This window comes from Tropicimonas isoalkanivorans (assembly GCF_900112335.1).
Classification (GTDB): Bacteria; Pseudomonadota; Alphaproteobacteria; order Rhodobacterales; family Rhodobacteraceae; genus Tropicimonas; species Tropicimonas isoalkanivorans.
The window spans coordinates 371,267-395,911 of the sequence record NZ_FOLG01000001.1 but is presented as its reverse complement, the minus strand read 5'-3'; the positions used below and the strand labels follow the sequence as shown (position 1 = coordinate 395,911).

26 protein-coding genes and 1 tRNA gene are annotated in these 24,645 nt (G+C 65.6%); 9 read left to right on the top strand and 18 right to left on the bottom strand.

Annotated features, from left to right (window positions below):
• Positions 1-21: 21 nt before the first annotated feature.
• The 7 genes from BM075_RS01850 to BM075_RS01820 all read right to left on the bottom strand — a co-directional run bounded on the left by BM075_RS01850 (position 22) and on the right by BM075_RS01820 (position 6,612).
• Complete coding sequence (locus tag BM075_RS01850; RefSeq protein ID WP_093358890.1) at positions 22-543, bottom strand: CBS domain-containing protein; 522 nt, start codon at positions 541-543, stop codon at positions 22-24.
• Between the two features lie 199 nt (positions 544-742).
• Positions 743-1,963, bottom strand: a complete 1,221-nt coding sequence (gene nqrF, locus BM075_RS01845) for an NADH:ubiquinone reductase (Na(+)-transporting) subunit F (protein WP_093358888.1) — start codon at positions 1,961-1,963, stop codon at positions 743-745.
• Positions 1,964-1,975: 12 nt separating this feature from the next.
• On the bottom strand, positions 1,976-2,584 hold the full coding sequence (nqrE, locus tag BM075_RS01840; protein ID WP_093358886.1) for an NADH:ubiquinone reductase (Na(+)-transporting) subunit E: 609 nt from the start codon (positions 2,582-2,584) through the stop codon (positions 1,976-1,978).
• Positions 2,584-3,243 (bottom strand): NADH:ubiquinone reductase (Na(+)-transporting) subunit D, encoded by a 660-nt coding sequence (locus BM075_RS01835; RefSeq protein ID WP_093358884.1) that lies wholly within the window; start codon positions 3,241-3,243, stop codon positions 2,584-2,586. The genes nqrE and BM075_RS01835 overlap by 1 nt, the downstream gene beginning before the upstream one ends.
• Positions 3,243-4,058, bottom strand: coding sequence for a Na(+)-translocating NADH-quinone reductase subunit C (locus BM075_RS01830; RefSeq protein ID WP_093358882.1), 816 nt, complete (start codon positions 4,056-4,058; stop codon positions 3,243-3,245). Before BM075_RS01830 ends, BM075_RS01835 begins: the two co-directional genes overlap by 1 nt.
• The gene (locus tag BM075_RS01825) at positions 4,051-5,259 is read right to left on the bottom strand and encodes an NADH:ubiquinone reductase (Na(+)-transporting) subunit B (protein WP_093358880.1); all 1,209 of its coding nucleotides are present in this window, start codon (positions 5,257-5,259) and stop codon (positions 4,051-4,053) included. The genes BM075_RS01830 and BM075_RS01825 overlap by 8 nt, the downstream gene beginning before the upstream one ends.
• A gap of 3 nt (positions 5,260-5,262) precedes the next feature.
• On the bottom strand, positions 5,263-6,612 hold the full coding sequence (locus tag BM075_RS01820; RefSeq protein WP_093358878.1) for a Na(+)-translocating NADH-quinone reductase subunit A: 1,350 nt from the start codon (positions 6,610-6,612) through the stop codon (positions 5,263-5,265).
• Between the two features lie 248 nt (positions 6,613-6,860).
• On the opposite strand from BM075_RS01820, the gene BM075_RS01815 reads away from it, so the two are divergent.
• Both BM075_RS01815 and nqrM read left to right on the top strand, forming a co-directional pair.
• Complete coding sequence (locus BM075_RS01815) at positions 6,861-7,886, top strand: FAD:protein FMN transferase (RefSeq protein WP_093358876.1); 1,026 nt, start codon at positions 6,861-6,863, stop codon at positions 7,884-7,886.
• Between the two features lie 27 nt (positions 7,887-7,913).
• Entirely contained in the window at positions 7,914-8,147 is a 234-nt protein-coding gene (gene nqrM, locus BM075_RS01810) for a (Na+)-NQR maturation NqrM (protein ID WP_093358874.1), read from the top strand.
• Positions 8,148-8,169: 22 nt separating this feature from the next.
• Here nqrM and BM075_RS01805 read toward each other — a convergent pair whose 3' ends face one another.
• Together BM075_RS01805 and purB are read right to left on the bottom strand one after the other, a co-directional pair.
• Entirely contained in the window at positions 8,170-8,358 is a 189-nt protein-coding gene (locus tag BM075_RS01805; RefSeq protein ID WP_093358872.1) for a hypothetical protein, read from the bottom strand.
• Positions 8,359-8,424: 66 nt separating this feature from the next.
• On the bottom strand, positions 8,425-9,732 hold the full coding sequence (gene purB, locus BM075_RS01800; protein ID WP_093358870.1) for an adenylosuccinate lyase: 1,308 nt from the start codon (positions 9,730-9,732) through the stop codon (positions 8,425-8,427).
• Between the two features lie 190 nt (positions 9,733-9,922).
• Between purB and BM075_RS01795 the strand changes: the two genes are divergently transcribed.
• From BM075_RS01795 to BM075_RS01785, 3 genes are all read left to right on the top strand, one after another.
• The gene (locus BM075_RS01795) at positions 9,923-11,029 is read left to right on the top strand and encodes an alkene reductase (RefSeq protein ID WP_093358868.1); all 1,107 of its coding nucleotides are present in this window, start codon (positions 9,923-9,925) and stop codon (positions 11,027-11,029) included.
• A gap of 99 nt (positions 11,030-11,128) precedes the next feature.
• Positions 11,129-11,554: a DUF6314 family protein gene (locus BM075_RS01790; RefSeq protein WP_093358866.1), complete on the top strand. Its 426-nt coding sequence runs from the start codon at positions 11,129-11,131 to the stop codon at positions 11,552-11,554.
• Positions 11,555-11,624: 70 nt separating this feature from the next.
• On the top strand, positions 11,625-12,230 hold the full coding sequence (locus BM075_RS01785) for a biotin transporter BioY (protein WP_093359385.1): 606 nt from the start codon (positions 11,625-11,627) through the stop codon (positions 12,228-12,230).
• Between the two features lie 183 nt (positions 12,231-12,413).
• Here the strand turns inward: BM075_RS01785 and BM075_RS01780 are convergent, their stop codons facing one another.
• From BM075_RS01780 to BM075_RS01770, 3 genes are all read right to left on the bottom strand, one after another.
• The gene (locus tag BM075_RS01780) at positions 12,414-13,808 is read right to left on the bottom strand and encodes an MATE family efflux transporter (protein ID WP_093358864.1); all 1,395 of its coding nucleotides are present in this window, start codon (positions 13,806-13,808) and stop codon (positions 12,414-12,416) included.
• Positions 13,809-14,346: 538 nt separating this feature from the next.
• Positions 14,347-14,829 carry a lytic transglycosylase domain-containing protein gene (locus BM075_RS01775; protein ID WP_093358862.1) on the bottom strand — a complete coding sequence of 161 codons (483 nt, stop codon included), beginning with the start codon at positions 14,827-14,829 and terminating at the stop codon, positions 14,347-14,349.
• Between the two features lie 64 nt (positions 14,830-14,893).
• On the bottom strand, positions 14,894-15,841 hold the full coding sequence (locus tag BM075_RS01770) for a radical SAM protein (RefSeq protein ID WP_093358860.1): 948 nt from the start codon (positions 15,839-15,841) through the stop codon (positions 14,894-14,896).
• Between the two features lie 177 nt (positions 15,842-16,018).
• Here BM075_RS01770 and zwf point away from each other — a divergent pair, with 177 nt between their 5' ends.
• The 3 genes from zwf to pgi are packed head-to-tail and all read left to right on the top strand — an operon-like array spanning position 16,019 to position 19,751.
• Positions 16,019-17,473, top strand: coding sequence for a glucose-6-phosphate dehydrogenase (zwf, locus tag BM075_RS01765; RefSeq protein WP_093358858.1), 1,455 nt, complete (start codon positions 16,019-16,021; stop codon positions 17,471-17,473).
• Complete coding sequence (pgl, locus tag BM075_RS01760; RefSeq protein ID WP_093358856.1) at positions 17,470-18,141, top strand: 6-phosphogluconolactonase; 672 nt, start codon at positions 17,470-17,472, stop codon at positions 18,139-18,141. Before zwf ends, pgl begins: the two co-directional genes overlap by 4 nt.
• An 8-nt stretch (positions 18,142-18,149) precedes the next feature.
• Complete coding sequence (gene pgi / locus BM075_RS01755) at positions 18,150-19,751, top strand: glucose-6-phosphate isomerase (RefSeq protein WP_093358854.1); 1,602 nt, start codon at positions 18,150-18,152, stop codon at positions 19,749-19,751.
• 119 nt (positions 19,752-19,870) lie between these two features.
• On the opposite strand, the gene BM075_RS01750 is transcribed toward pgi, so the two are convergent.
• The 3 genes from BM075_RS01750 to BM075_RS01740 form a co-directional block, all read right to left on the bottom strand.
• Complete coding sequence (locus BM075_RS01750) at positions 19,871-20,104, bottom strand: hypothetical protein (RefSeq protein ID WP_093358852.1); 234 nt, start codon at positions 20,102-20,104, stop codon at positions 19,871-19,873.
• Positions 20,105-20,273: 169 nt separating this feature from the next.
• Positions 20,274-20,747 carry an acyl-CoA thioesterase gene (locus BM075_RS01745; RefSeq protein WP_093358850.1) on the bottom strand — a complete coding sequence of 158 codons (474 nt, stop codon included), beginning with the start codon at positions 20,745-20,747 and terminating at the stop codon, positions 20,274-20,276.
• A gap of 44 nt (positions 20,748-20,791) precedes the next feature.
• Entirely contained in the window at positions 20,792-21,025 is a 234-nt protein-coding gene (locus tag BM075_RS01740) for a hypothetical protein (protein WP_093358848.1), read from the bottom strand.
• Between BM075_RS01740 and BM075_RS24330 the strand changes: the two genes are divergently transcribed.
• Positions 21,024-21,176 (top strand): hypothetical protein, encoded by a 153-nt coding sequence (locus BM075_RS24330; protein ID WP_177208212.1) that lies wholly within the window; start codon positions 21,024-21,026, stop codon positions 21,174-21,176. The two genes, BM075_RS01740 and BM075_RS24330, sit on opposite strands and share 2 nt — an antisense overlap.
• Here BM075_RS24330 and BM075_RS01735 read toward each other — a convergent pair.
• From BM075_RS01735 to BM075_RS01720, 3 genes are all read right to left on the bottom strand, one after another.
• A tRNA-Gly gene (locus BM075_RS01735) sits at positions 21,142-21,215 on the bottom strand. The two genes, BM075_RS24330 and BM075_RS01735, sit on opposite strands and share 35 nt — an antisense overlap.
• Positions 21,216-21,350: 135 nt before the next feature.
• Entirely contained in the window at positions 21,351-23,399 is a 2,049-nt protein-coding gene (locus tag BM075_RS01730; RefSeq protein ID WP_093358846.1) for an ASKHA domain-containing protein, read from the bottom strand.
• 294 nt (positions 23,400-23,693) lie between these two features.
• On the bottom strand, positions 23,694-24,644 hold the full coding sequence (locus tag BM075_RS01720) for a methyltetrahydrofolate cobalamin methyltransferase (RefSeq protein ID WP_093358842.1): 951 nt from the start codon (positions 24,642-24,644) through the stop codon (positions 23,694-23,696).
• Between the last annotated feature and the right edge of the window lies 1 nt (position 24,645).

The following is a 24,645-nucleotide window of genomic DNA, read 5'->3' as shown; positions in this document are numbered from 1 at the left end:
GCGGGGCGGAAAAGCCTAAGATCAGCCGACGATCATCTGCTTGAGTTTCAGCGCTTCGTATTCCAGTTCCCGCAGGCGGTACTTCACCACGTCGCCGATGGAAATCATGCCCACCACGTGTTCGCCGTCCATCACCGGCAGGTGGCGGAACCGCCCGTCGGTCATCTTGCGGAGCATGTCCAACAAGCGCTCTTCCGGGCCGCAGCTGACGACGTCTGTCGTCATCAGTTCGTCCACCCGCTTTGTATAGGTATCTCCCGGCAGGTCGGCGAAGCCGCGGACGATGTCGCGCTCCGTCAGAATGCCGACGACATGGCCGTTCTGATCCCGCACGAGAACCGAACCGATGTTGTGCTCCTTGAGGACCTCGGAGGCATGGTGGATCGAATCGGCCGGCCGAACCGAGTAGATCTGCTTGCCCTTGGCGTCCAGCACGGTTGCCGCGGTTGCGTTTCCGCCCGGCGGGGTCGTGTTCGACTCGAGGCTCTGGCTGTGGGTATGCGGGTTTTCGTGTTCGATCGGATGTACGGTTTTTCGGTGCATCGGGGGTCTCTTTCTCGTTCCATGCCACCTGATTTCGACGACGGCCCGTCCAGGCTATCGGTCAGCGCCATTCTAGACCGGGATTTTCAGCTGACTACAGTAGAAAGTCGCTCTGCCGGGCGCGATACTTTCGCACTTGCCTCCCCGCAAAAGGCGACCGGCGCCGCGAGGCGCCGGTTGGGGGGAGGAGATTGGCGGATCAACCGCCGAAGTCGTCCAGCATGATGTCTTCCCGGTCCACACCAAGCTCCAGCAGCATGTTGATCACCGACTGGTTCATGATCGGCGGCCCGCACATGTAATATTCGCAATCCTCGGGGGCAGGGTGGTCCTTCAGGTACTGCTCATAGAGGACGTTGTGGATGAAGCCGGTGTAGCCCGTCCAATTGTCCTCCGGCATCGCGTCCGACAGGGCGACGTGCCAGGTGAAGTTCGGATTCTCCGCTGCGAGCTGGTCGAAATCCTCGACGTAGAACATCTCCCGCTTCGAGCGGGCGCCGTACCAGAAGGTCACCTTCCGCGTTGTGGCGAGCCGCTTGAGCTGGTCGAAGATGTGGCTGCGCATCGGCGCCATGCCCGCCCCGCCGCCGACGAAGATCATCTCCTTGTCGGTGTCGCGGGCGAAGAACTCCCCGAACGGGCCGGAGATCGTGACCTTGTCGCCCGGCTTGAGGTTGAAGATGTAGGAGGACATCTTGCCCGGCGGGATATGCGCCGTGCCCGGCGGCGGGGAGGCCACCCGGACGTTGAGCATGATGATGCCCTTCTCCTCGGGGTAGTTCGCCATGGAATAGGCGCGCTCCACCGGCTCCTCGACGGCGGACTCATACTGCCAGAGGTCGAAGCGGTCCCAGTCCTCCCGGTACTCGTCCTCGATCTCGAACTCGGTGTACTTCAGTTCATGGGCCGGGGCCTCGATCTGGATGTAACCGCCAGCGCGGAAGTTCACGTGCTCGCCCTCGGGCAGCTCCAGAACCAGCTCCTTGATGAAGGTCGCGACGTTGTGGTTGGAGCGCACCGTGCACTCCCACTTCTTCACGCCGAAGACCTCTTCGGGAACCTCGATCTCCATGTCCTGCTTCACCGCCACCTGGCAGGACAGCCGGTCGCCCCGTGCCGCCTCGCGCTTGGTGATGTGGGTTTCCTCGGTGGGCAGGATCGACCCGCCGCCCGCATGCACGCGCACCCGGCACTGCGCACAGGTGCCGCCGCCGCCGCAGGCCGAGGGCACGAACAGGTGCTGGTTCGCCAGCGTCTGCAACAGCTTGCCGCCGGCAGGAACGTGGATCGTCTTCTCGCCGTTGATCGTGATCGCCACATTGCCGGACGAGACAAGCCGCGAACGGGCGAACATGATGAGGGTGACGAGCGCCAGAACGATCAGGGTAAAGAGCGCGACGCCCAGAAGAAATGTCGACATCTCCCGGCCCCCTTACAGTTTCACGCCGCTGAAGGACATGAATCCCATGGCCATCAGCCCGGCGGTGATGAAGGTGATCCCCAGCCCCTGCAGCCCGTCGGGGATGTCGGAGTACTTCAGCTTCTCCCGCACGCCCGCCATGGCGGTGATCGCCAGCGCCCAGCCGAGGCCGGAGCTGAACCCGTAGGTGACCGACTGTGCGAAGCCGTAGTCGCGTTCCACCATGAACAGCGACCCGCCGAGGATCGCGCAGTTCACCGTGATGAGCGGCAGGAAGATCCCGAGCGCGTTGTAGAGCGGCGGAAAGTACTTATCGAGCACCATCTCCAGGATCTGCACCATCGCCGCGATCACCCCGATGTAGGAGATGAGACCCAGGAACGTCAGGTCCACGTTCCCGAAGCCCAGCCAGTCCAGCGCGCCGGGTTTCAGCAGCCCGTTCAAAATCAGGTTGTTGGCGGGCACCGTGATCGTCTGCACCACCATGACCGAGATCCCCAGCCCGATGGCGGTGGAGATCTTCTTGCTGACGGCGATGAAGGTGCACATGCCGAGGAAGAACGACAGCGCCAGGTTTTCGACGAAGATCGCCTTGACGGCGAGCGACAGCAGCCCTTCCATCAGTGCGCCTCCACTTCCTGTTCCTGGATGATGTATTCGCGAACCTCGACCTGCTCCGGCTTCCACGTCCGGAAGGCCCAGATGATCAGCCCTATGATGAAAAAGGCCGACGGCGGCAGCAGCAGCAGGCCGTTCGGCACGTACCAGCCGCCGTTGTTGACCGTGGGCAGGATCGTGATGCCGAAGAGCGAGCCGGAGCCGAACAGCTCCCGCACCGTGCCCACCATCATCAGGATCAGCCCGTAGCCCAGCCCGTTGCCGATCCCGTCGATGAAGCTGTCCACCGGCGGGTTCTTCATGGCGAAGGCCTCCGCACGGCCCATGACGATGCAGTTGGTGATGATGAGCCCAACGAAGACGGACAGCGTCTTTGAGATCTCGAACAGGAACGCCTTCAGGATCTGGTCCACCAGGATCACGAGGCTGGCGATGATGACCATCTGCACGATGATCCGGATCGACCCCGGAATGTGGTTGCGCAGCATCGAGATGAACATCGACGAGAAGGCCGTGACCGATGTCACCGCGATCGCCATGACCAGCGACACCTGCAACGAGGAGGTCACCGCCAGCGCGGAGCAGATGCCCAGCACCTGCAGCGTGATCGGGTTGTTGTCGACCAGCGGATCGACGAGGTAGGTGCGTCGCGTCTGTGCCATCACACGGCTCCCGCCTTGAGGTTGTCCAGGAAGGGCGCGAAGCCCTGTTCGCCCATCCAGAAGCGGACGAGGTTGTCGACGCCGTTGGAGGTCAGCGTGGCCCCGGCCAGAGCGTCGACGTGGAACGGCTCCATCGCGGGCGACGGCACGCCCTTGGCGACCGTGATCTTCAGGTCGCCGTCGTCATCCCGCAGCTTCTTGCCGTTCCAGAGCGCCTTCCAGCGCGGGTTGTCCACCTCCGCGCCCAGCCCCGGCGTCTCCGCATGTTCATAGAACTGAAGGCCGTAGATGTCGTTGCCGTTCTCTTCCAGCGCAATGAAGCCGTAGAGCGTGGACCAGAGCCCATAGCCGTAGACCGGCAGGATGATCTTGTCGAGATTCCCCTGTTCGTCGTTCAGCAGGTAGACGGTGGCATAGTTCAGGCGCCGCCCGATGCTCGCGGGGTCGTCCTCCAGCGGCATGGAAAGCGTCACGTCCTCGGCGGCCTGCTTGTCGTCGAAGGTCGTGGCGTCGAAGCGGTCGGTGAAGGTGCCCGACTCCAGGTCCACCACCCGCGGTTCGAAGGCGGCGAAGGCCTCGTCCACGTCGGTTCCCGGCTCATAAAGGCCGGCCACCTGCAGGATGTTGATCCGCTTGTCCCGCAGCTTGTTGGCCTCCTGCACCGGCCGAAGGCTGACCGCCGCGGCGGCCACGACCATGGAGCAGAACAGGCACAGCGTCACCGCGACGAAGAAGGTCTTCTGCACCGAATCCACGGGCAGCGCCTTGAAGCGGGCGAGGAAGCCCTCGGTTTCCTGAGAGTCCGGTTCAGGCATTGCGCTTTGCCCTCCGCGAGATGTTGGCGCGCACCACGAACCAGTCGATCAGCGGCGCGAAGATGTTGGCGAACAGGATGGCGAGCATCATGCCTTCGGGGAAGGCCGGGTTCAGCACGCGGATCATCACGACCATGAAGCCGATCAGCGCCCCGTACCAGAGCCGCCCGAGGTTGGTATGCGCCGCCGAAACCGGCTCCGTGACCATGAAGGCCAGCCCGAAGGCGTACCCGCCCAGCACGAAATGCCACCAGAAGGGCATCCCGAACATCGGGTTGGTGTCCGAGCCGATCAGGTTCAGCAGCGTAGAGAAGACGACCGTGCCGGCCAAGCAGCCGACCACCAGCCGCCAATTGGCGACTTTCGTGACCAGCAGGAACGCCAGGCCGATCATGCAGGCCACGACCGAGGTTTCCCCGATGCAGCCCTGGATCGTGCCCCAGAAGGCGCTCCAGAAGGTGATGCCGTACTCCGGCAGCGCCCCGACACCGTCGGCGGCCGAAACCGCAAGCGCGGTGGCGCCGGAGAAGCCGTCAACCGGCGTCCAGACGCTGTCGCCCGACATCTGCGCGGGGTACGCGAAGTAGAGGAACGCACGCCCCACCAGCGCGGGGTTGAGGAAGTTCTTGCCCGTGCCGCCGAATACCTCCTTGCCGATCACCACCCCGAAGGAGATGCCGAGCGCGACCTGCCAGAGCGGCGCGGAAGCCGGCAGGATCAGGACGTAAAGCATTGACGTAACGAGGAAACCCTCGTTGATCTCATGCCCCCGAACGACCGCGAACAGCCCCTCCCAGCCGAGGCCGACCACCATCGTGACGATATAGATCGGTAGGAACCAGAGGAGCCCGTGGAACATGCAGGCAAGGAAATTGCCCGGGTTCATGCCGAAGCCGATGGCCTGCATCAGCCCCACGCGCCAGCCCGTCATCGCCTCGTCCCCGAGGGCGGCGAGCGCCATGTTGGCCTGGTAGCCGGTGTTCCAGAGCCCGAAGAGAAGCGCGGGAAGCGTCGCCAGAACCACGTAGGTCATGATCCGCTTCATGTCCGTGTAGGCGCGCGCATGCGGCGCCACGGTGGCCACGGTCTTGGGGGTGTAGAGGAAGCTCTCGATGGCCTCGTACAGGGCGAAGTACCGCTCGTATTTGCCGCCCTTGTGGAAGTTCGGCTCGATGCGGTCGAAGAAACTGCGCAGACCCATGGCTCAGCCCTCCTTCTCGATCTTGGTCAGGCTGGCGCGCAGGGCCGGCCCGTATTCGTACTTGGCCGGGCAGGCGAAGGTGCACAGCGCAAGGTCCTCCTCATCCAGCTCCAGCGCGCCGAGCGCCTGGGCGCTGTCGGTGTCCATCACCAGCAGCGCGCGCAGAAGCTGTGTCGGCAGGATGTCCTGCGGCATCAGTTGCTCGAAGGTGCCCAGCGGAACCGAGGCGCGGCGCGCGCCGTTGAGGTTGGAGCCCATCGGGAAGCGCTTGATCTTTTCCAGCGCCGAGGCAAGCACCGGCATCACCGCGAACTGGTCGGGCCGTGGCCGAATCCATCCCAGCAGCACCTGCTCGCGGTCCTCCGTGATGAGCGTGACGGCGCGGGCGTAGCGGCCGAGATAGTCGAACGGGCCGTCGTCGGACATCCGCCCTGTCAGCACCGAGCCGGAAATGACCCGCACCGGGTCATCTCCCTCAACCTCGCCCTCCGTCAGGTCCGTCAGGTTGGCGCCCAGAATCGTCCGCACCAGTCGCGGCCTGACAGCGCGCGGGCCAGCAAGCGAGATCACCCTTGTCGGGTCCAGGTGGCCGGTCTGCATCAGGTGCCCGATCGCGATCACGTCTTGGTAGGAGATCGTCCACACAACCCGCGACCCGGACGGCGGCGCGAGGAAATGCATGTGCGTGCCGGCCAGCCCCGCCGGGTGCGGCCCCTCGAACGTCGCGACCTCCACGCCCTCCACATCGCCGCCGGGAACCTCCGCGTCCGGCGCCTTGCAGAGCCATACGGTTCCGTCCGTCAGATGCGAGATCGCCTCCAGACCCGCGGTGAACTCTCCCGGCCGTTCCGCGATGACCACCGCCGGATCGGCCGCGAGCGGCTCGGTGTCCATCGCGGTCACGAAGATCGCCGTGGGCCGCGTCGCCGGATCGGGCACGTGGGAGTAGGGCCGGGTGCGGAACGCGGGCCACAGCCCCGCCCGGCAGAGCTTCTCGGCCACCGTCATGGCGCCCGCGCCCTCTGCCAGAGCGCCGAAATCCTCGCCCGCGTCGGACGGGTCGTCCACGTCGATCACCACGCTCTGCAGCACCCGCCGCGCGCCCCGGTTGATCGCCCGCACCCGCCCGGTGGCCGGCGCGGTGAACAGCACGTCCGGCGTGTCCTTGTGGGCATAGAGCGGCTGGCCGCGCCGGACGGTATCGCCCTCCGCCACCAGCATCCCCGGTTTCAGGCCGAGCGTGTCGGCCCCGATCACCCCGACGGACCCGATCCGCGGCCCCTCGTCGATCTCCTGCACTGGTGCCCCGCTCATCGGCAGGTCCAGGCCCTTCTTGAAGCTGAATTCCGGCATCTCAGAGTGCTGCGCTGTCCGTTTCCATCCCTGCGACCGCCCGACTCCTCCGACGCGTCCGGCCGTTAATTCGGTGGGCGACGGTATACACGAGCGGGCGATTTTGTCCCTCATAGTGAGACACAGGACGCTGCGCAACACAACTCATCGGGCACCAATTGCCTCAGGTCCGCGCACGGGCCCGCGTTGACAGAGCGCCGGCAAACGGGCAGACCCCCGGCGACCGGACACCGACCCACAGGACTCCCATGCGTGCCTTCACCCTCCTTCCCGCCGTTCTGATGCTCGCCGCGTGCTGGGGCGAGGACAAGACCGAGACCTACAAGCTCTCCGGCGAGACCATGGGCACCACCTACCACGTCACCGCGGTCGAGGTCCCCGCCGACGTCTCCGAAGACGATCTGTCGGCCGCCGTGGACGCCGCGCTGTCCGCTGTCAACGCCTCCATGTCGAACTGGGACCCGCAGTCCGAAATCTCCCGCTTCAACGAGGCACAAAGCACGGACCCCGTCACCATCTCCCCGGAACTGGCCCATGTCATGTCCGCCGCCAACGAGGTCCACGCGCTCTCCGGCGGCAAGTTCGATGTCACCCTTTCGCCGCTGATCGACCTCTGGGGTTTCGGCCCCAAGACGCCGGGCGAGCCCATCCCCGCCGACGAGGACATCGCCGCCGCCCTGGAGCACGTGGGGCAGGGGGACGCCCTCCGGCTCGACGGCGAAACCCTGACCAAGATCGACCCCGACGTCTCCGTCAACCTCTCCGCCATCGCCAAGGGCTACGGCAACGATGCGGTGGCCGAGGCCCTGCGCGGCTTCGGCATCGAGAACTACCTGGTGGAAATCGGCGGCGATCTCGTCTCCGCCGGCCTGAACGAAGACGGCGCCCCCTGGCAGATCGGCATCGAAGCACCGGACCCGGCCAGCCGCAGCGTTGAGATGATCCTGCCGGTCTCGGACCGCGGCATGGCCACCTCCGGCGACTACCGCAACTTCACCGAGCAGGACGGTGTGCGCTACTCCCACATCATCGACCCGACGACGGGCCGCCCCATCACCCACCGGGCGACCTCGGTCACGGTACTGGCCGACAGCGGCATGATGGCCGACGCCCTCGCCACCGCCATGCTCGTTCTGGGCGAGGAGGAGGGGCTCCGGGTGGCCGAAGAAAACGATCTCGCCGTCTTCTTCATCTCCCGCGCGGAGCAGGGGGCCGATCAGGACTACGTGACCCACGCCAGTCCGGCCTTTGAAAAGCTGCGCGACGGCGATTAAACTGCCTGAAAGACCGGACGGAACGCCATGGCCACTTTCGCATTTTCTTTCATCCTGATCGCGCTGGTGATCGCCGGCATGTCCATCGGCGTCATGCTGGTCGGCCCCAAGATGCGCATCAAGGGAAGCTGCGGCGGCCTGAACGCGATCTCGGGAGCCGATAAATGCGTGGTCTGTCAGAAGGATATCGACCCGGACAGCCCGCTCCGCGACCGCCTCGCCGGATGCCCCCGGGCCCGAAAGGCCGCCGGCAAGGCCTGAATCGGCACGCGGGCGCCGCGCCTTAGGCCTGCACTTGCAAGAATGCCAGCGCCGCGAAGGCGATGACGGCGGCGAGGCCATAGGCCCAGGCCTTGACGCGCCAGAACGCCCCCTGTGCCTTCCAGTTCTGCCGGAACGCACGCCCGGCAAAGACGAGAACCAGCAACAGCACCGTCGCCGTCAGGGGAGAGAGCGTCAGCGAGTCAGACATCGCGCGCCCCACTCCGCCTGACCGGCCTTCCAATCGCCGGGCACCCGCGACAGCAGACCCCCTGCCTCAGTCCTCGCCAAAGACGCGGGCAAAGATCGTGTCGACGTGTTTGGTGTGATAGCCGAGGTCGAATTTCTCCTCGATCGCCTCCGGCGAGAGCGCCGCGCACACGTCCGGATCGGCCAGAAGCTCTTCCTTGAAGTCCTTGCCCTGTTCCCAGACCTTCATCGCGTTGCGCTGCACCAGCGAATACGCGTCCTCCCGGCTCACCCCGGCTTGGGTCAGCGCCAGCAGCACCCGTTGGCTCATCACCAGCCCACGGAACTTGTTCATGTTGGCGAGCATGTTGTTGGGATAGACGACCAGCTTGTCGATCACCCCGGTCAGGCGGGCCAGCGCGAAATCGAGGGTGATGGTCGCATCGGGCCCGATATTGCGCTCCACCGAGCTGTGCGAGATGTCGCGCTCGTGCCAGAGCGTCACGTTCTCCAGCGCCGGGATCACCATGCCGCGCACCAGCCGTGCAAGGCCGGTCAGGTTCTCCGTCAGCACTGGATTGCGCTTGTGCGGCATCGCGGAGCTGCCCTTCTGGCCCTTGGAAAAGAATTCCTCGGCCTCCAGCACTTCGGTGCGCTGCATGTGACGGATCTCGGTCGCGATGTTCTCCACCGAACTCGCCACCACGCCCAGCGTTGCGAAAAAGGCCGCGTGGCGGTCGCGCGGGATGACCTGCGTCGAGATCGGCTCAGGCACCAACCCCATCTTGGCACAGACGTGCTCCTCCACCGCCGGATCGATGTTGGCGAAGGTGCCAACTGCGCCCGAAATGGCGCCCGTGGCGATTTCCGCCCGGGCATCCCGCAGGCGAGAGAGGTTGCGGTCCATCTCCGCATAGAACCGGGCAAAGGTCAGCCCCATCGTGGTGGGTTCGGCGTGAATCCCGTGGGACCGGCCGATGCGCACCGTGTCCTTGTGCTCGTAGGCACGGCGCTTGAGTGCGGCCAGAAGCCCCTCCACATCCGCGATCAGGATGTCGGCCGCGCGGGCCAGTTGCACGTTGAAACAGGTATCCAGCACGTCCGAGGAAGTCATGCCCTGGTGCACGAACCGCGCTTCATCGTTGCCGATGATGTCTGCAAGGTGGGTCAGAAAGGCGATGACGTCGTGCTTGGTGACGGCCTCGATCTCGTCGATCCGGGCCACGTCGAAGTCCACGTCCTTCGCCTTCCACACTGCGTCCGCGTTCGCCTGCGGGATCACGCCAAGCTCGGCTTGCGCATCGCAGGCGTGCGCCTCGATCTCGTACCAGATGCGGAACTTCGTCTCTGGCGACCAGATGGCGACCATGTCGGGGCGGGAATAGCGGGGGATCATGCGGGCTCTGCCTTCTCATTTGCGGTGCGCCGGTGGGCGCCGCCGTCATACCCAAGCCCCGCCGCCCCGGCAAGAACGCCGGGGCGGTCTGCGCATTTTCGCACGGTGAGTCTGCTTTGGTGCAGGGAACAGTGTGCGCAGGTGACGCGTAGGCTCCCGAATAGGCGACACACTCCCTAGGAGATTTCGAATGACCGATCACAGCATCCTGTTCCATCCGACGCGGATGGGCGCGATGGAACTCCCCAACCGCATCCTGATGGCACCGCTGACCCGGAACCGGGCGCACCCCGACGGCACACCCGGAGAGCTTGCCGAACGCTACTACGCCCAGCGCGCCAGCGCCGGCCTGATCATCTCCGAGGCCACCCAGATCTCCGCCATGGGCAAGGGCTATATCGACACGCCCGGCATCTACACCCCCGAGCACGTCGCCGGCTGGAAGAAGATCACCGCCGCAGTCCACGCCGCCGGTGGCCGCATCTTCTGCCAACTCTGGCACGTGGGCCGGATCAGCCACGTCTCGCTTCTGCCGGACAACCGACAGCCCGTGTCCTCCTCCGCCGTCCGCGCCGAGGCGCAGACCTTCACCGCGAACGGGTTCGAGGCCACCTCCGAGCCCATCGAACTGCCGCTGGACGAGATTCCCGCCCTCATCGCCGACTACCGCCACGCCGCGGAAATGGCGAAGGAGGCCGGGTTCGACGGGGTAGAGGTCCACGGCGCCAACGGCTACCTGCTGGACCAGTTCCTGCAGGACGGCGTGAACCACCGCGAGGACGCCTACGGCGGGTCGGTCGAAAACCGCCTGCGCTTGCTCTCCGACGTGCTCGACGCCGTCATCGACGTCTGGGGCGTGGACCGCGTCGGCGTCCGCCTCTCGCCGCTCGGGCAGGCCAACGACATTTCCGACAGCGACCCCGAAACGCTGTTCCGTGCCGCCTACAGCATGGTCGCGTCCAAGAGCCTGGCCTACCTGCACGTCGTAGAATCCTTCCCCGGCACCGGCGAAGACTCCGCCGGCCGCGAGATGCTGGACCGCCTCCGCGCAGGCTACGACGGGTTCTACATCCCCAACGGCGGCTACGACGGCAACAGCGCCGCCGAGGCCATCGCCCAAGGCCGCGCCGACGCCGTCTCCATCGGCCGCGACTTCCTCGCGAACCCCGACCTGCCGGAGCGCCTCCGCGTCGGCGCCGATCTCAACGAACCCGACCAGAGCACCTTCTACGGCGGCGGCGCCGAGGGCTACGTCGACTACCCGTTCCTCGACGAGGACAGCAAGACCGCGGCCTGACGCCGCAGCCGCGCCGCCCCCCCTGCGGCGCGGCCCGCCGCTTGCACCAGCCGCCGGACCCTGCGAAGACGCCCCAAACTTCCCCTGGCCGAGGTGGGCATGGCTGAACGTCCCGACGTGAACCTGGACAGCTTCGAAGGCCTCTGGCGGCTGGAGCGGCGGATCGACGACGCCCGCTCCGGCCATGTGCTGCGGCTGGAGGGCACCGCAACGTTTTCCCGGGCAGGCGAGGGCCTGATCCTCGAAGAAAAGGGCACGCTTATCCGCCCCGGCAGCCCGCCGATGACCGCCACCCGCCGCTACCTCTGGCAGGCCGACGGCGCGCAAATCGCCGTCCTCTTCGACGATGGCCGTCCCTTCCACCGCTTCCACCCCTCCGACGCCCCGAAAGCAACCCACTGGTGCGCGCCCGACGACTACCGCGTGCACTACGATTTCACCGCCTGGCCCACGTGGTCCAGCCTCTGGCGCGTCGACGGGCCGCGGAAGAACTACGTAATGCAAAGCTGGTATCACCCTGCGTGACCTTGCGAAGTCCGCGCCTTTGCGGCACATCTTGCCCAAACGAACCAACATGGACGAGGAGACCGGGGACATGGCCCAGGCAACATTCGACAAGGCACTCGTGGAAGCGATCGGCCCCAGCGAGGGCACCGCGCTGCGCGTGAAGCAGGCGGTCCTGTTCGTGACCGGCATCGCCCTTCTGGCTCTGATGGCGCAGATCAAAGTGCCCGTGCCGGGCTCTCCGGTGGCGATGAACCTCGGCACCTTCGCCGTTCTGACCATCGGCGCCGCCTACGGCCCGCGCCTCGGCCTCGCGACGATCCTCGGCTATATGCTCGTCGGCGCCCTCGGCTTTGACGTGTTCCAAAGCTCCACTGCCGATCTGCACGGCATCCAGTACATGATGGGTTCCACCGGCGGCTACCTCGTGGGCTACGTCCTCGCCGCCGTCGCCCTCGGCTGGTTCGCCCGTATCGGCTGGGACCGCTCGGCACCGAAAATGGCCGTCGCCATGCTGGTCGGCAACGCGCTCATCTACGTCCCCGGCCTGCTGTGGCTCGGCCAGCTCTACGGCTGGGACCAACCGATCCTCGCCTGGGGCCTGACGCCGTTCCTCGTCGGCGACGCCCTGAAACTGGCGCTGGCCGCGATGCTCCTGCCGGCGGCCTGGAAACTGGTGGGTAAAGCCCGCGGCTAGCCGGCCACGTAACCGGACTTTGAAAGGGCGCTGCCACGGCAGCGCCCTTTCTCGTTTTGGCGGTGAGTCAGCTTTCGATACGGGACGGATGTCGGTCAGGGCGGCCCGGAAAAAACCTGTTCGGGCGGCCGGACATTCTTCGCGAAGGTCCGACCTCTCCGCGTACTTCACCCGAACATCGTGTCACGCCGCCTCCTTTGCATCCGCTGTCCCCTGGACGGGGGCGATCAGGTGGCCGCGACGGACCATGGTCAGAGCCAGGACAAGCAGCACGCCATCCGCCACCGGAAAGGCGAACCACAGGCGATCTATCCCCGCCAGGGCATTCAGGACGACGAGAAGCGCCGGCGTCAGCACCCAGGGCTTCACCAGGGTCAGCGCCGCGGTCCGGAGCGGGTAGCCCATCGCCTGAAAATGCAGGGCGAGGACGAGGATCGGCCCGGTGATGGCGTAAAGAGCCGTCATCGGTCGCAGAATCGCCGCGACCGCCGCGACCACGCTCCGATCGTCCGAGAACAACGCGCCCAACGACGCGCCGGCAAACGCGCCCGCCAGCGTCACGCCGAGACACCAGAGGAGCGCGCTCCCCATGGCAAGTCTCAGGGCAGACGTGGCCCGATCCATGCGGCCCGCGCCGGCGTTGTTGCCGGTGATGCTCTGAGTCGTCAGCGCGATCGCCATCTGCGGCAGGAAGGCGAGTCCCAGAACTCGCGTCACCACACCGTAAGCCGCGATATAGGCGGCATGATCCGCGTCGGTGGTGCCGATGACGAGAAGGACCATGCTTGCCACCAGCGCCATCCCGATGAAGTTCAGGCAAAGGGGGAGGCCGAGCGACAAGATCTGCCGCCATCCCGACAGCCAACTCGCCCGCAAAAGGGCGCCGAGGGGAAGAAGATCGCGATCGCGCGCCCGCACCAGCAACAGCAGCACCAACCCAAGGGTCTGCGCGCTGACGGTGCCGAGAGCTGAGCCCGCCACGCCGAGCCCGAGAAGCACGATCGCGACATAGTTGGCCCCAATGTTCAGCAGGTTCACGAGCACCGACAGCACGGCGATATGTCCGGCCCGTCCTTCAATGCGCATGGCATCGGCATGCAAGCCCAAACCGAACTGGATGGGTGCGCCCAGGATCAGGATCAGCAGATAGCTCTGCGCCGGCCCCGCCACCGCCGAATTTCCGGCGGCGAGCGCGGAGACGGTGGCCGGACCGAGCGCCAACGCTCCCGCGACCAACACCGCGCTGATGGCCAAAGCCAGCCCATGCGCGCCAGCAAAGACGGCCTCCGCCTCTGTGCGGGACCCGGCGCCGAGATGGCGCGCGAGCAGGCTCGACATGCCGCCGCCCGCCAACGTGGTGAGTGCCGTGAGCAGCATGACGACAGGAAACGCCAGGCTGACTGCGGCAAGGGCCTGGGCGCCGACAAAGCGCCCGACGAAAATCCCGTCAATGACGTTCAACAAGCCACCCGTCGACAGGACCACCGCCATGGGCAGGGCATTCGACAGGAACAACCGCCCGATGGGGCGGGTCAGGAATTGGTTCTTACGTGTTTCAGGTGCGGGTCCAACGGACATCGCTCACTCCTCCGAGGAGGCATTTCGGATCGGGAGGGAGCCTGCATTGCCCACCAGCGAAATGCTTCGAGGGTGAGATGTCGTCTTGCTCCGGGCTTCACCGTGACTCGCGTCCGCAGGCGGCAGGTGCCCGGCACCTTGTGCGTTGGCTACGGGGAACTCCCGGCGAAGGCAATACGAGATACCACAGGCCAGGTGCGCTCACTGGCATTGCGATGCGGAATTGTGACGGGGGCGGAACTCGGTTGGTTCGTTCTGCCTCGGACCCTCTGTCCGGCTGCCTCTCACCGGTGTCCGCGAGGTCCTTCGAAGCAATGAATTGAGCTGTCAGCATTGACCGGCAAGAGTCGGTTCCCGCCAACGGCATACGCCCGCTGCAATCCCTGAAGCTGTTCGCGAAACACTGGTCCGCTCGCGTTCTGACGCCGTAAGAAAATGCTAACGGAAGGTTAAAGATGCCGTCTAAAGGATTGAAAAACCTGCGAAGGGTTGCTGTCTCACCCGTGGGACGTCGCCTGTCCCCGGTGCCCGTCCGGCCTCACCGCAGGCCCGTCTCCTCCAGCATGCCCCGCCGCTTGGCCTCGTAATAGTACCCCCGCGCGTACCACCCGATCGCCTCGTCCTGGCTTCCGTCCGACAACAGCCACGCCCCCCGCAGGTACTTGCCCGCATATTTCAGGTTCGTCTCCGCATCGAGCAGCTCCGACGCCGGCCCCCGGTGCCCCATCGTCCGGGCCGTCTGCGGCAGGATCTGCAGGAGCCCATAGTAAGGCCCGTTGCGGGCCTGCGGGCGATGCGTGCTCTCCCGGATCGCCAGCCGATGCAGCAGCGAGGGCGGCAGGTCGTATTCGACCGCGTATTTGTTGATCAGGTGGCGCAGCTCCGGTGTCTCGTTGGGATAGAGCGGGGCGTCATACCCCGGCCCGAAACCCTGCCGCCGGTCCGTGTCGCCACCCCCGCCACATGCCGCGAGTCCAAGAGCCATCAGAAGGACGATCGCGGCGAGGGCAGGTCGGGGCATCGCAAACTCCGGTTTGACTGCCTCAGGGTTAGCCGCCGCTACCGCCTCAGGCAAGCTTCCCGCGTCACGCCGAGCAGCTCGCCCCCCCGAGTACGCAAAACTTCGCGCAGTGGGGGTGATTCAGCGCCACCTCTCCCTCCGCCTCCGCCAGCGTTTCACCGAGTTCGAACCGCGCGTCATAGGCCAGAAGGGTGCAGGCCAGAACCGCCGGCCGCTCGGCCCCGCGCCGTTTCACTACCATCCGGGACGACGCGCACATCACCGACTCCGGGGATTTTCCCAGGATTCCCCAGCAAGCGGTGGTGATCTCGGGCACCTCGACACCTTCATCCATCTCCGGGAAGAGCACGGTCGCCGCCGGGTCTTGCGCGTCGATCTCGAAGGCGTGCGCCCGGAACAGCCGCCCGTAGCCATCGCGCGCGTCGTCCTCGCTCTCGCCCCAGACGGTGCGCCCGGCGACGGTCATCCGGATGCCTGCCTCTCGTAGCCATGTCATGCCATCCAGCGAGGCCGCGAATCCGCCGGAGCCACGCTCCTCGTCATGGCGCGCCGCCGACCAGTGGTCCAGCGAGACCCGCAACGTCAGCTTCATTCCATACGCTTCACGCAGATCCACCAGTCCCTGCCGCATCCCGGGCCGCATCATCGGGCGCATCGCGTTCGTCAGAATGAGCACCTCGTAGCCGCGCGCCAGTGACCGGCGGGCCATTTCGATGATGTGGGGGTTCATGAACGGCTCGCCGCCGGTAAAGCCGATCTCGGTGACCGGCCAGTCCCGGTCCTCAAGTTGATCGAGATACCCCGAGACCTCGTCCGCCGTCAGATAGACCAGGGCATCGTTCTCGGGTGACGACCCAATATAGCAGTTTCGGCAGGTAATATTGCAGAGCGTCCCGGTGTTGAACCACAGCGTCCGGGGATGGCTCAGGCCAACCCGCGCGCGCGGGTCACCATCGGCGGTCGTGTCGGGGTCGCAGAACTTGCCCGCGTTCGCGCCGGCCACATCTTTCATTCCAAAGTCCTCTAAAGGTTCAACGCTTTCCGTTTCGCTCGACGCTAGTTCCTGCTATCGGAAGACGAAAGCTGAAGCCCGCCCCCCTGACGCGGATGTGAATGACTTGGAGGTGGGGGCTGTTTGCGCTAACGGAAAGCCGTGCCGCACAACGCGGCGTCAGGCAGGAGCGAGGTCATGGTCGCACGCATTATTCCGGTGGAACCCTTCGATCTGGTCATCTTCGGCGGCACGGGGGATCTCGCCCGGCGCAAGATTCTCCCGGGGCTCTACCGCAGGCTGGCGGACGGACAGATGCCGCCCGAAGCCCGTATCATCGGTGCCGCTCGCAGTGATCTGGACGACGACGGATTTCGGGAACTCGTGCGCGAGGCATTGTACGAGTATCAGCGGGAGGAGGATCTCGATAGCGAGCAGGTCGAGACGTTCTTGGGGCTTCTGTTCTACGTCACAGTCGATGCCAAGGGCGATGCCGGGTGGGAAGACCTCAAGAAGCTGATGAACCCGGACCGAGTCCATGCGTTCTACTTCTCGGTTGCGCCGTCCCTCTTCGGGCCCATCGCGGAGCGATTGAAGGACCGGGGGATCGCGGACGACGAGGCGCGGATCGTTGTCGAGAAACCCTTCGGCCACGATCTGGAATCGGCCAAGGCGCTGAATGCCAGTCTGGCCCAGCATTTCAACGAAAAGCAGATCTACCGGATCGACCATTACCTCGGCAAGGAGACGGTCCAGAACCTGATGGCCGTGCGCTTCGGCAACATGCTGTTCGAGCCGCTCTGGAACAGCCAGTACGTGGACCACATTCAGATCACCGTGGCCGAGACAGTCGGCGTCGGCGGCCGGGGGGAGTACTATGACCGGTCGGGCGCCATGCGCGACATGGTGCAGAACCATCTGCTGCAGCTGCTTTGCCTGATCGCCATGGAGCCGCCCTCACGTTACGATCCCGATGCCGTTCGGGATGAGAAACTGAAGGTGATCCGCGCGCTCGACACCGTGCGGCCGGACGACCTCGTCCGGGGTCAGTATCTGGCCGGCCCATCGGGGCCGAGCTACCTGGAAGACGTTGGCAACCCGAACAGCCTGACCGAGTGTTTCATCGCCATGCGGCTCGCGGTCTCGAACTGGCGGTGGGCGGGGACGCCGTTCTACCTGCGGACAGGCAAGCGGCTCAAGGCGCGGACCAGCGAGATCGCCATCGTGTTCAAGGACGCCCCGCATTCCATTTTCGACGTGCCGCAGGGTCGGCATTCCAACGTGCTCTCGATCCGGCTGCAACCGAACGAAGGCATGGAGATGAGCGTCACGATCAAGGAACCGGGGCCGGGTGGCATGCGGCTGATTGATGTTCCGCTGGACATGTCCTTCGCCGAAGCGCTTGGGGAACAGGCGAGCGACATTCCGGACGCCTATGAGCGTCTCATCATGGACGTGATCCGGGGCAACCAGACTCTCTTCATGCGCGGCGACGAGGTGGAGGCGGCCTGGGCGTGGACCGATCCGGTAATCGCCGACTGGGAGTCGCGCGGGCATGTTCCAAGCCCCTACGACCAGGGGAGCTCCGGGCCGGACGACGCGCTGATGCTGTTGCACCGGGACGGCAGGCGATGGAGGGATATCCGCCAATGAAGTTCATCGAGTACCCAGACCGCGAATTGATGATGATCGACCTCGCCGACAGGCTGTCGAGCGAACTCAAGAACGCGCTGCTGACACACGAGCGCGCGACCTTCTGCGTGCCGGGGGGCACCACGCCGGGGCCGGCGTTCGACTCGCTCTCGGCGTCGAAGATCGACTGGAGCCGGGTAACGGTGCTTTTGGGCGACGAACGCTGGGTGCCGGAGGATCATCCCCGCTCCAACACGCGTCTGGTGCGAAAGCGGTTGCTGGTGAACCAGGCGGCCTCCGCGCAGTTGCAATCCCTGCACACCGACGCCGCCACTCCCGAGGAGGCGCTGGAGGAGTTGGGAGACGAGGTCCGGAAGGTGCTGCCAATCAACGTCCTGCTGCTTGGCATGGGGGGCGACATGCACACCGCCTCGATCTTCCCAGGGGCCGACCGGCTGGATGAGGCGTTGGCCGACACTGCACCCCCGGTCATGGCGCTGCGCGCGGAGGCGGCGGCCGAGCCGCGCATGACCCTGACGGCACCCGTCCTGCAAGGGGCACTGTCGACCCATATCCTCATCACCGGCCCGGAGAAGCGTGCCGCGCTGGAACGGGCGCGCAGCTTGTCGCCTCGCGAGGCGCCGGTGAAGATTGTACTGAATGACGCAACCGTTCACTGGGCAGAATAGGTAAATCCATGTGGAATGAGCTCAAATCGCATCGCGCCACGGTCTCCGGTCGCTCCATCCTGTCGTTGTTCGACGATCCGGAGCGGGCCTCGAACTTCGCGGCGACCTTCGGCAACCTGCGCTTCGACTTCTCGAAGACAAACATCGACGAGACCGGGCTGGACCTGCTGATCAAGCTTGCCGAGGACGCGGATGTGGCCGGCCGGCGAGAGGCGATGTTTACCGGCGAGAAGATCAACGAGACCGAAGGCCGGGCTGTTCTACACACCGCGCTTCGTAACCTGGACGGCGACCCGGTGACGGTCGACGGGCAGAACGTGATGCCGGAGGTGCTGGAGACCCTCGACCGCATGGAGGCCTTCGCCACGGACGTGCGCACCGGCACGTTCCTGGGGCAGGGGGGCAAGATCACCGACGTGGTCAACATCGGCATCGGCGGGTCGGACCTCGGCCCGGTCATGGCGACGCTCGCGCTTGCGCCCTACCACGACGGCCCGCGCACCCATTTCGTCTCCAACGTGGACGGCGCGCATATCGCGGACGTCCTGCGCCCGCTCGATCCGCGCACCACGCTGGTGATCGTGGCGTCCAAGACCTTCACCACCATCGAGACAATGACCAATGCCAAGGTGGCCAAGGAGTGGATGTCGGACAAGGTCGACAACCCCGCCGGGCAGTTCGCGGCGCTGTCGTCCAACCTCGACCTGACCGCTGCCTTCGGTATCGACGCCGACCGCGTCTTCGGGTTTGCCGACTGGGTCGGCGGGCGGTATTCGATGTGGGGACCGATCGGGCTGAGCCTGATGCTTGCCGTGGGCGGTCAGGCATTTCGTGCCTTCCTGCGCGGGGCGCAGGCGGTGGACACGCACTTCCGCGCGGCCGAGTTCCGGGAGAACCTGCCGGTGCTGCTGGCTCTGGTCGGCGTCTGGCACCATCAGGTCTGCGGCTACCCCACGCGCGCCGTGCTGCCGTACGAGCAACGACTGATCCGCCTGCCGGCCTATCTCCAGCAGCTTGAGATGGAGAGCAACGGCAAGCGTGTGTCGATGGACGGTAAGGACCTCGAGGTCGTCTCCGGCCCGATCGTCTGGGGCGAGCCGGGCACCAACGGCCAGCACGCATTCTACCAGTTGATCCACCAGGGCACGGGCGTCGTTCCGTGCGAGTTCATGGTCGGTGCGCGGGGCCATGAGGACGAGCTTGCCCACATGCATCGGCTGCTCGTCGCCAACTGCCTCGCGCAATCGGAGGCGCTGCTGCGCGGCCGGTCGCTCGAGGAAGCGACCGAGATCATGAAGGCCAAGGGGCTGGAAGGTGCGGAGCTGGATCGGCAAGCCCGCCACCGGGTCTTCCCCGGCAACCGGCCATCGACGACGCTGGTCTACCCGCTGCTCACGCCGGAGGTGCTGGGGCAGATCGTGGCGCTCTACGAGCATAGGGTGTTCGTGGAGGGCGTGATCCTCGGCATCAACTCGTTCGACCAGTGGGGCGTGGAATTGGGCAAGGAACTTGCCGAGGCGCTGGAACCCATTGTGGCGGGCGAGCAAAGCGCAGAGGGCAAGGATGGCTCGACCGCCGCGCTGGTGGACTACATCCAGACGCACGCGTGAACGGCTTCTGAAGCCCAATCCCTGGCCGTGCCGTAAGGCGCGGCCAGTCGTGGCTCAGTTCCGGGCTGGACGTCGGCCTGCCTAAGATTGCAGCGAACGCCCTGGAGCGCGCGCCAGCGTCATTCCATGCCGAGGATTTCCTTGACCTGGCTTTCCGTAGCCTCCTTGTCCATCCCGGCGTGCTCGGTCGCCAATATGATCTGCTCCAGCTTGGCGGCGTCGGTGTCCTCAGGGATCTCGATCTGGATGCCGAGCTCCCTCAGGTTCATCTGAGCCTCCTGATACATTTGGCTTTGAGCGAGTGCCGTGGTTGCCATGAAGGCAATGGCGATGGCGACAAGATACCTGAGCATTTTTTCCTCCCGGTTCGGCGGCCTCGGAGGTGGACCCCAATTTTTGGTGAGTCGAAATCTGGCAGTAATCCACCGGTGCCGTGCGTGATTGCATCGCGAGACTATCACAGATCCGGCGCGACCCGCGAACGAAACGCCTGCCTGCGAGAATTCTGAAATCCCGAATGGATCAGCCTTCGGAGTGTGCGCCGTCACGCTCCACGAATGCCTGTTTCATTTCCTCGGTGAGTGCAAATCTGTCCCCGCCGTCGCGCTGCAGCAAAACGACGATGGCCGACCCCTCGGTGCGCAGGTCCGGCGCGAAGACGGCGTATTCCATGCGGAAGCTGCTGGTGCGGAAACTGACGGTGCGGGCGGTGACCACGTAATCCTCGGATGCGAACATCGGCGCATGGTATCGCGCCTCGACGGCCTTGAGGACCAGTTCGGGCGAGGATCGGTCGTAGCGGCTGATCCCGTAGTCGCGGCAATAGGGCAGGCGCAAGCTCTCAAACCAGCGCAGGCAGGCCGTATGATTGACATGATCCAACGCGTCGATCTCGGAGAACCGCACCCGATCGGCCATGCCGTAACGCCATTGGGGCGGAATGCCGTGCGCCGCCAGGTCGCGCGCACCGAGCGGGGTGAGGTAGGGCAGGGACATGGGCCTCTCCTGACTGCGGCGTGGTTGCGGACTGCCTCCGGTCGTTAGCGTGAATCCACCTGCGCTTCCAGCGCGTCGATCCGGGCATGAATGCGGTGGAGTTCGGCACGCAAATCGCGGATTGGCATGAAGGCGGTCGCCTCCAGATCGTCCAGAAGCCCGCGAAGGACGGTGAAGAACGTGGGGTCCGTTTTCAGCCGGTCGTTCACCCGCCGCAGGATATCGTGATGGCTGGTGCGTGCACGGAGATTGAGATGTTTGGTGGGAGAACTGGCCATGGGAACACTCGTGATGGGAACCTGGCCCGTGCTGGGCCGTATCGCTATCGGCCGCCGCGAAATGAAATCGAGCAGGGCCGCCGACCGAGACACCTTCTGGCGCAGACCGGTCGAGATGGAGCGGGTGAAGGGAATCGAACCCTCGTCTTAAGCTTGGGAAGCTCCTGCTCTACCATTGAGCTACACCCGCATAGCACTTCCATATAGCTGCCTGCCATCGGCCTGCAAGACGCAATTCGCCCGGTGCGGCGCAAGGGCCGGCAACCCGGTTTGCGAGGCAATGCATCGCCGGTCCGCCTACCTGTTCCGGTCATTCAAAACCGGATCAATCCGCCCCCTCCGTGCCGGGTTGCCGCCTCTGCCGCCGCCTCTTGGTCAGGGACCGGGCGGCGTTGAAGGAGACATCCGGCAGCCTGACGACACGGGCGAGTTCGGTAAACGGGTCCGTGGCATGGGGCAGGGCGTTGGCGTTGACGAAATGGTCCTGGAAGCGGGGCGCTATAGCCGTCTCGACTTTCGTGATGCGGCGGACCGTCTGTTCGATGCGGGCCCGCGAGGCGCGGTTCAACAGCGCGATCCGGGCGCCGGTGCCGGCGGCGTTGCCTGCGGAGGTCACAGCCTCCAACGGAGCGTCGGGGATCATGCCCAGCACCATCGCGTGTTTCGGACTGATATGGGCGCCGAACGCGCCGGCCAGGACGATCCGCTCGACCGTGTCCACACCCAACTCGTCCATCAACAGCCGCGCACCCGCATAAAGCGCCGACTTGGCGAGTTGAATCGCGCGGATGTCTCCCTGCGTGACGGAGATGCGGGGGCCGCCCTCGGCCGTACCGTCGTGAAGCAGATAGGAATGCGTGCGCCCGTCGGGGGCGCATCGGGCGCTGCCGGTCTGTTCCGCCGAACCGATCAGGCCGGAGGCATCGAGCAGGCCGGCCATGCGCATCTCGGCCACCGCCTCGATGATGCCGGAGCCGCAGATGCCGGTGACGCCGCTGACCGCGGTGGCCACGGCGAAGCCCGGGTCGTCCGACCACAGATCACAGCCGACGACCCGGAAGCGAGGTTCCTTGGTCTCCGGGTCTATCTCGACGCGTTCGATGGCGCCCGGCGCTGCGCGTTGGCCGGAACTGATCTGGGCGCCCTCGAAAGCGGGGCCGGTGGGCGAGGAGCAGGCGAGCACGCGCTCCCGGTTGCCGAGCACGATCTCGGCGTTGGTGCCGACGTCGATCACCAACGTCAGGGCGTCCTGCTGGTCCGGCTCTTCGGACAACACGACAGCGGCCGCATCGGCCCCGACGTGGCCGGCAATGCAGGGCAGCAGGTAGGCACGGGCCTCAGGATGAATGGACGACAGCCCGAGCTTGGCGGCGGCAAGGCTGACGGAGTCGGAGGTGGCGAGTGCAAACGGCGATTGTCCGAGTTCGACCGGATCGATTCCGAGCAGGAGGTGGTGCATCACCGGGTTGCAGACGATAGCCGTCTCCACCACGGCTGCGGGGGTGGCGCCGGCGTCTGCCGCAACCTCCACAGCGAGGGCTTCGAGGGCCTGGCGGACGACGGCGGTCATCTCCGCCGCGCCGCCGGGGTTAAGCATGGCATAGGACACGCGGCTCATCAGGTCCTCGCCGAAGCGGATCTGCGGGTTCATGATTCCGGCGGAGCCGAGAACCGCGCCTGTCGTCAGGTCGCACAGATGTCCGGCGATGGTGGTGGAGCCGAGGTCGATGGCAAGGCCAAGGAGCGGCGTATCGACAAAACCAGCTTCGACGTCCAGCAGGTGCGGCTGGCCGTCGTGTGGCTGGAACACCGTGCACGTGACCTGCCAGTCGCCGGCGCGCAGCGTGGACTGGAGGCGCGTGAGCACGGACAGGGGCACGTTGAGGTTCGCGATTCCCCAACTCTCCCGCAGAGCGTCCCGAAGGCGTTGCAGATCGCCAGACGGATTGTGCATGTCGGGTTCGGCGATCGCGACGAAGAAACGTCGGGTGGCCGGGTCCATCTCGATGGTCCGCTCGGAGGCTGCCTTTCGGACGACCTGGCGATGGACCTGGCTTTCGGGCGGCACATCAATCACGACATCCGACTGAATCGTGGCCTGGCAACCCAGCCTGCGCCCCGGTTTCAGGCCCCGTTTCTCGTTCCGCGCTTCGACGGCGTTCCAGGGGGACAGGGCGTCCTCGGCAACGGTCACTCCGAACTTGGGAAATTCGCCGAGGGCGGGCGAAACCTGACACTTCGAGCAGATCCCGCGACCGCCGCAGACGGAATCGAGGTCGACTCCGAGTTGTCGCGCGGCAGCGAGGACCGGGGTGCCAACCGGAAACCGTCCGCGCTTTCCCGAGGGGGCAAAGATCACCAGAGGATTGGTCATCCTGCCGCCGCCGCAAAAGTTCGTTTCAACAGAAGATGCGAAGAGCTCCGGGACCGCAGATCACTACACGCTCTCTCCCGCATTCGAACAGGTGAAACCAGCGCGTCCGGAAGTCCGTGATGAAGCGATCGCGCCCAACCTTGCGACCCACCCCGGCCGACGCCCGCCGGATCACGCCGCCGCGCGAGACAGCCTTGGCGGCAACGATCTCCGCAATCCACGCCTCCGGCGCTCCGCGTCGCCTGCGTCCATTTTCCATGGGCCGAGCGTTGCGCAGGTAGATCTGACATCGGCTTACGCCCGGCGCCGGCGTCGCCCGCTCCGGCTCGCCGCGGCCGCCTTGCTGGCCTCAGCAAAGGTCGCGCCGCCCTTCACGGCCTCCAACACGCGCGAGAAGCCGATCCAGTTGGCGCCGTTGGCGTCGTGGTTCATCAGGAAGTTGGCGGCGCGGATGGCCTCCATCTCGCCCGGGCGCACCGGGTTCATGATGGCCGAGGTCATGCCGGCGCCAATGGCCATTGGCAGGAACGCGGCGTTGATGCCGTGGCGGTTCGGCAGACCGAAGGAGATGTTGGAGGCGCCGCAGGTGGTGTTCACGCCGAGTTCGTCCCGAAGCCGCCGGACCAACGCGAAGACCTGGCGGCCTGCCGTACCCATCGCGCCCACCGGCATCACCAGCGGGTCCACCACGATGTCATGCGCGGGAATGCCGAAATCCGCGGCCCGTTCTACGATCTTCTTGGCCACGGCGAACCGCACGTCCGGGTCCTCAGAAATGCCGGTGTCGTCGTTGGAAATGGCGACAACGGGCACGTCGTATTTCTTGACCAGCGGCAGAACGCGCTCCAGCCGTTCCTCCTCGCCGGTCACCGAATTCAGCAGCGGCCGGCCTTCGACCGTTTCCAGACCCGCTTCCAGCGCGCCCGGAACCGAACTGTCGATGCACAACGGCGTATCCGTCAGCGCCATCACGGTCTCGAGCACCTTTCGCATCAGGGGCGGTTCGGTCTCGTTGGGATCGGGATTGGAGTTGTAGACCACGCCCGCGTTCACATCGAGCACCATCGCCCCGCAGGCCACCTGCTCCAATGCATCCTTTTCCACCGTCGAGAAATCGCCCGCCTCCAACTCGGCCGCGAGTTTCTTGCGGCCGGTGGGATTGATCCGTTCGCCGATCACGCAGAACGGTTCGTCGAACCCGATCGTGACGGTCTTGGTCCTGCTCTCGACGACGGTACGGGTCATG

Coding starts and splice junctions, on each gene's coding strand:
- BM075_RS01730 (WP_093358846.1), bottom strand. CDS start 23,399: ATGACCAATCCTCTGGTGATCTTTGCCCCCTCGGGAAAGCGCGGACGG.
- BM075_RS01850 (WP_093358890.1), bottom strand. CDS start 543: ATGCACCGAAAAACCGTACATCCGATCGAACACGAAAACCCGCATACC.
- BM075_RS24330 (WP_177208212.1), top strand. CDS start 21,024: ATGGGAACACTCGTGATGGGAACCTGGCCCGTGCTGGGCCGTATCGCT.
- BM075_RS01745 (WP_093358850.1), bottom strand. CDS start 20,747: ATGTCCCTGCCCTACCTCACCCCGCTCGGTGCGCGCGACCTGGCGGCG.
- BM075_RS01790 (WP_093358866.1), top strand. CDS start 11,129: ATGGCTGAACGTCCCGACGTGAACCTGGACAGCTTCGAAGGCCTCTGG.
- BM075_RS01720 (WP_093358842.1), bottom strand. CDS start 24,644: ATGACCCGTACCGTCGTCGAGAGCAGGACCAAGACCGTCACGATCGGG.
- nqrE (WP_093358886.1), bottom strand. CDS start 2,584: ATGGAAGGGCTGCTGTCGCTCGCCGTCAAGGCGATCTTCGTCGAAAAC.
- BM075_RS01795 (WP_093358868.1), top strand. CDS start 9,923: ATGACCGATCACAGCATCCTGTTCCATCCGACGCGGATGGGCGCGATG.
- purB (WP_093358870.1), bottom strand. CDS start 9,732: ATGATCCCCCGCTATTCCCGCCCCGACATGGTCGCCATCTGGTCGCCA.
- BM075_RS01835 (WP_093358884.1), bottom strand. CDS start 3,243: ATGGCACAGACGCGACGCACCTACCTCGTCGATCCGCTGGTCGACAAC.
- BM075_RS01750 (WP_093358852.1), bottom strand. CDS start 20,104: ATGCTCAGGTATCTTGTCGCCATCGCCATTGCCTTCATGGCAACCACG.
- zwf (WP_093358858.1), top strand. CDS start 16,019: ATGGTCGCACGCATTATTCCGGTGGAACCCTTCGATCTGGTCATCTTC.
- nqrF (WP_093358888.1), bottom strand. CDS start 1,963: ATGTCGACATTTCTTCTGGGCGTCGCGCTCTTTACCCTGATCGTTCTG.
- nqrM (WP_093358874.1), top strand. CDS start 7,914: ATGGCCACTTTCGCATTTTCTTTCATCCTGATCGCGCTGGTGATCGCC.
- BM075_RS01770 (WP_093358860.1), bottom strand. CDS start 15,841: ATGAAAGATGTGGCCGGCGCGAACGCGGGCAAGTTCTGCGACCCCGAC.
- BM075_RS01785 (WP_093359385.1), top strand. CDS start 11,625: ATGGCCCAGGCAACATTCGACAAGGCACTCGTGGAAGCGATCGGCCCC.
- BM075_RS01830 (WP_093358882.1), bottom strand. CDS start 4,058: ATGCCTGAACCGGACTCTCAGGAAACCGAGGGCTTCCTCGCCCGCTTC.
- BM075_RS01805 (WP_093358872.1), bottom strand. CDS start 8,358: ATGTCTGACTCGCTGACGCTCTCTCCCCTGACGGCGACGGTGCTGTTG.
- BM075_RS01740 (WP_093358848.1), bottom strand. CDS start 21,025: ATGGCCAGTTCTCCCACCAAACATCTCAATCTCCGTGCACGCACCAGC.
- BM075_RS01775 (WP_093358862.1), bottom strand. CDS start 14,829: ATGCCCCGACCTGCCCTCGCCGCGATCGTCCTTCTGATGGCTCTTGGA.
- BM075_RS01825 (WP_093358880.1), bottom strand. CDS start 5,259: ATGGGTCTGCGCAGTTTCTTCGACCGCATCGAGCCGAACTTCCACAAG.
- BM075_RS01815 (WP_093358876.1), top strand. CDS start 6,861: ATGCGTGCCTTCACCCTCCTTCCCGCCGTTCTGATGCTCGCCGCGTGC.
- BM075_RS01820 (WP_093358878.1), bottom strand. CDS start 6,612: ATGCCGGAATTCAGCTTCAAGAAGGGCCTGGACCTGCCGATGAGCGGG.
- pgl (WP_093358856.1), top strand. CDS start 17,470: ATGAAGTTCATCGAGTACCCAGACCGCGAATTGATGATGATCGACCTC.
- pgi (WP_093358854.1), top strand. CDS start 18,150: ATGTGGAATGAGCTCAAATCGCATCGCGCCACGGTCTCCGGTCGCTCC.
- BM075_RS01780 (WP_093358864.1), bottom strand. CDS start 13,808: ATGTCCGTTGGACCCGCACCTGAAACACGTAAGAACCAATTCCTGACC.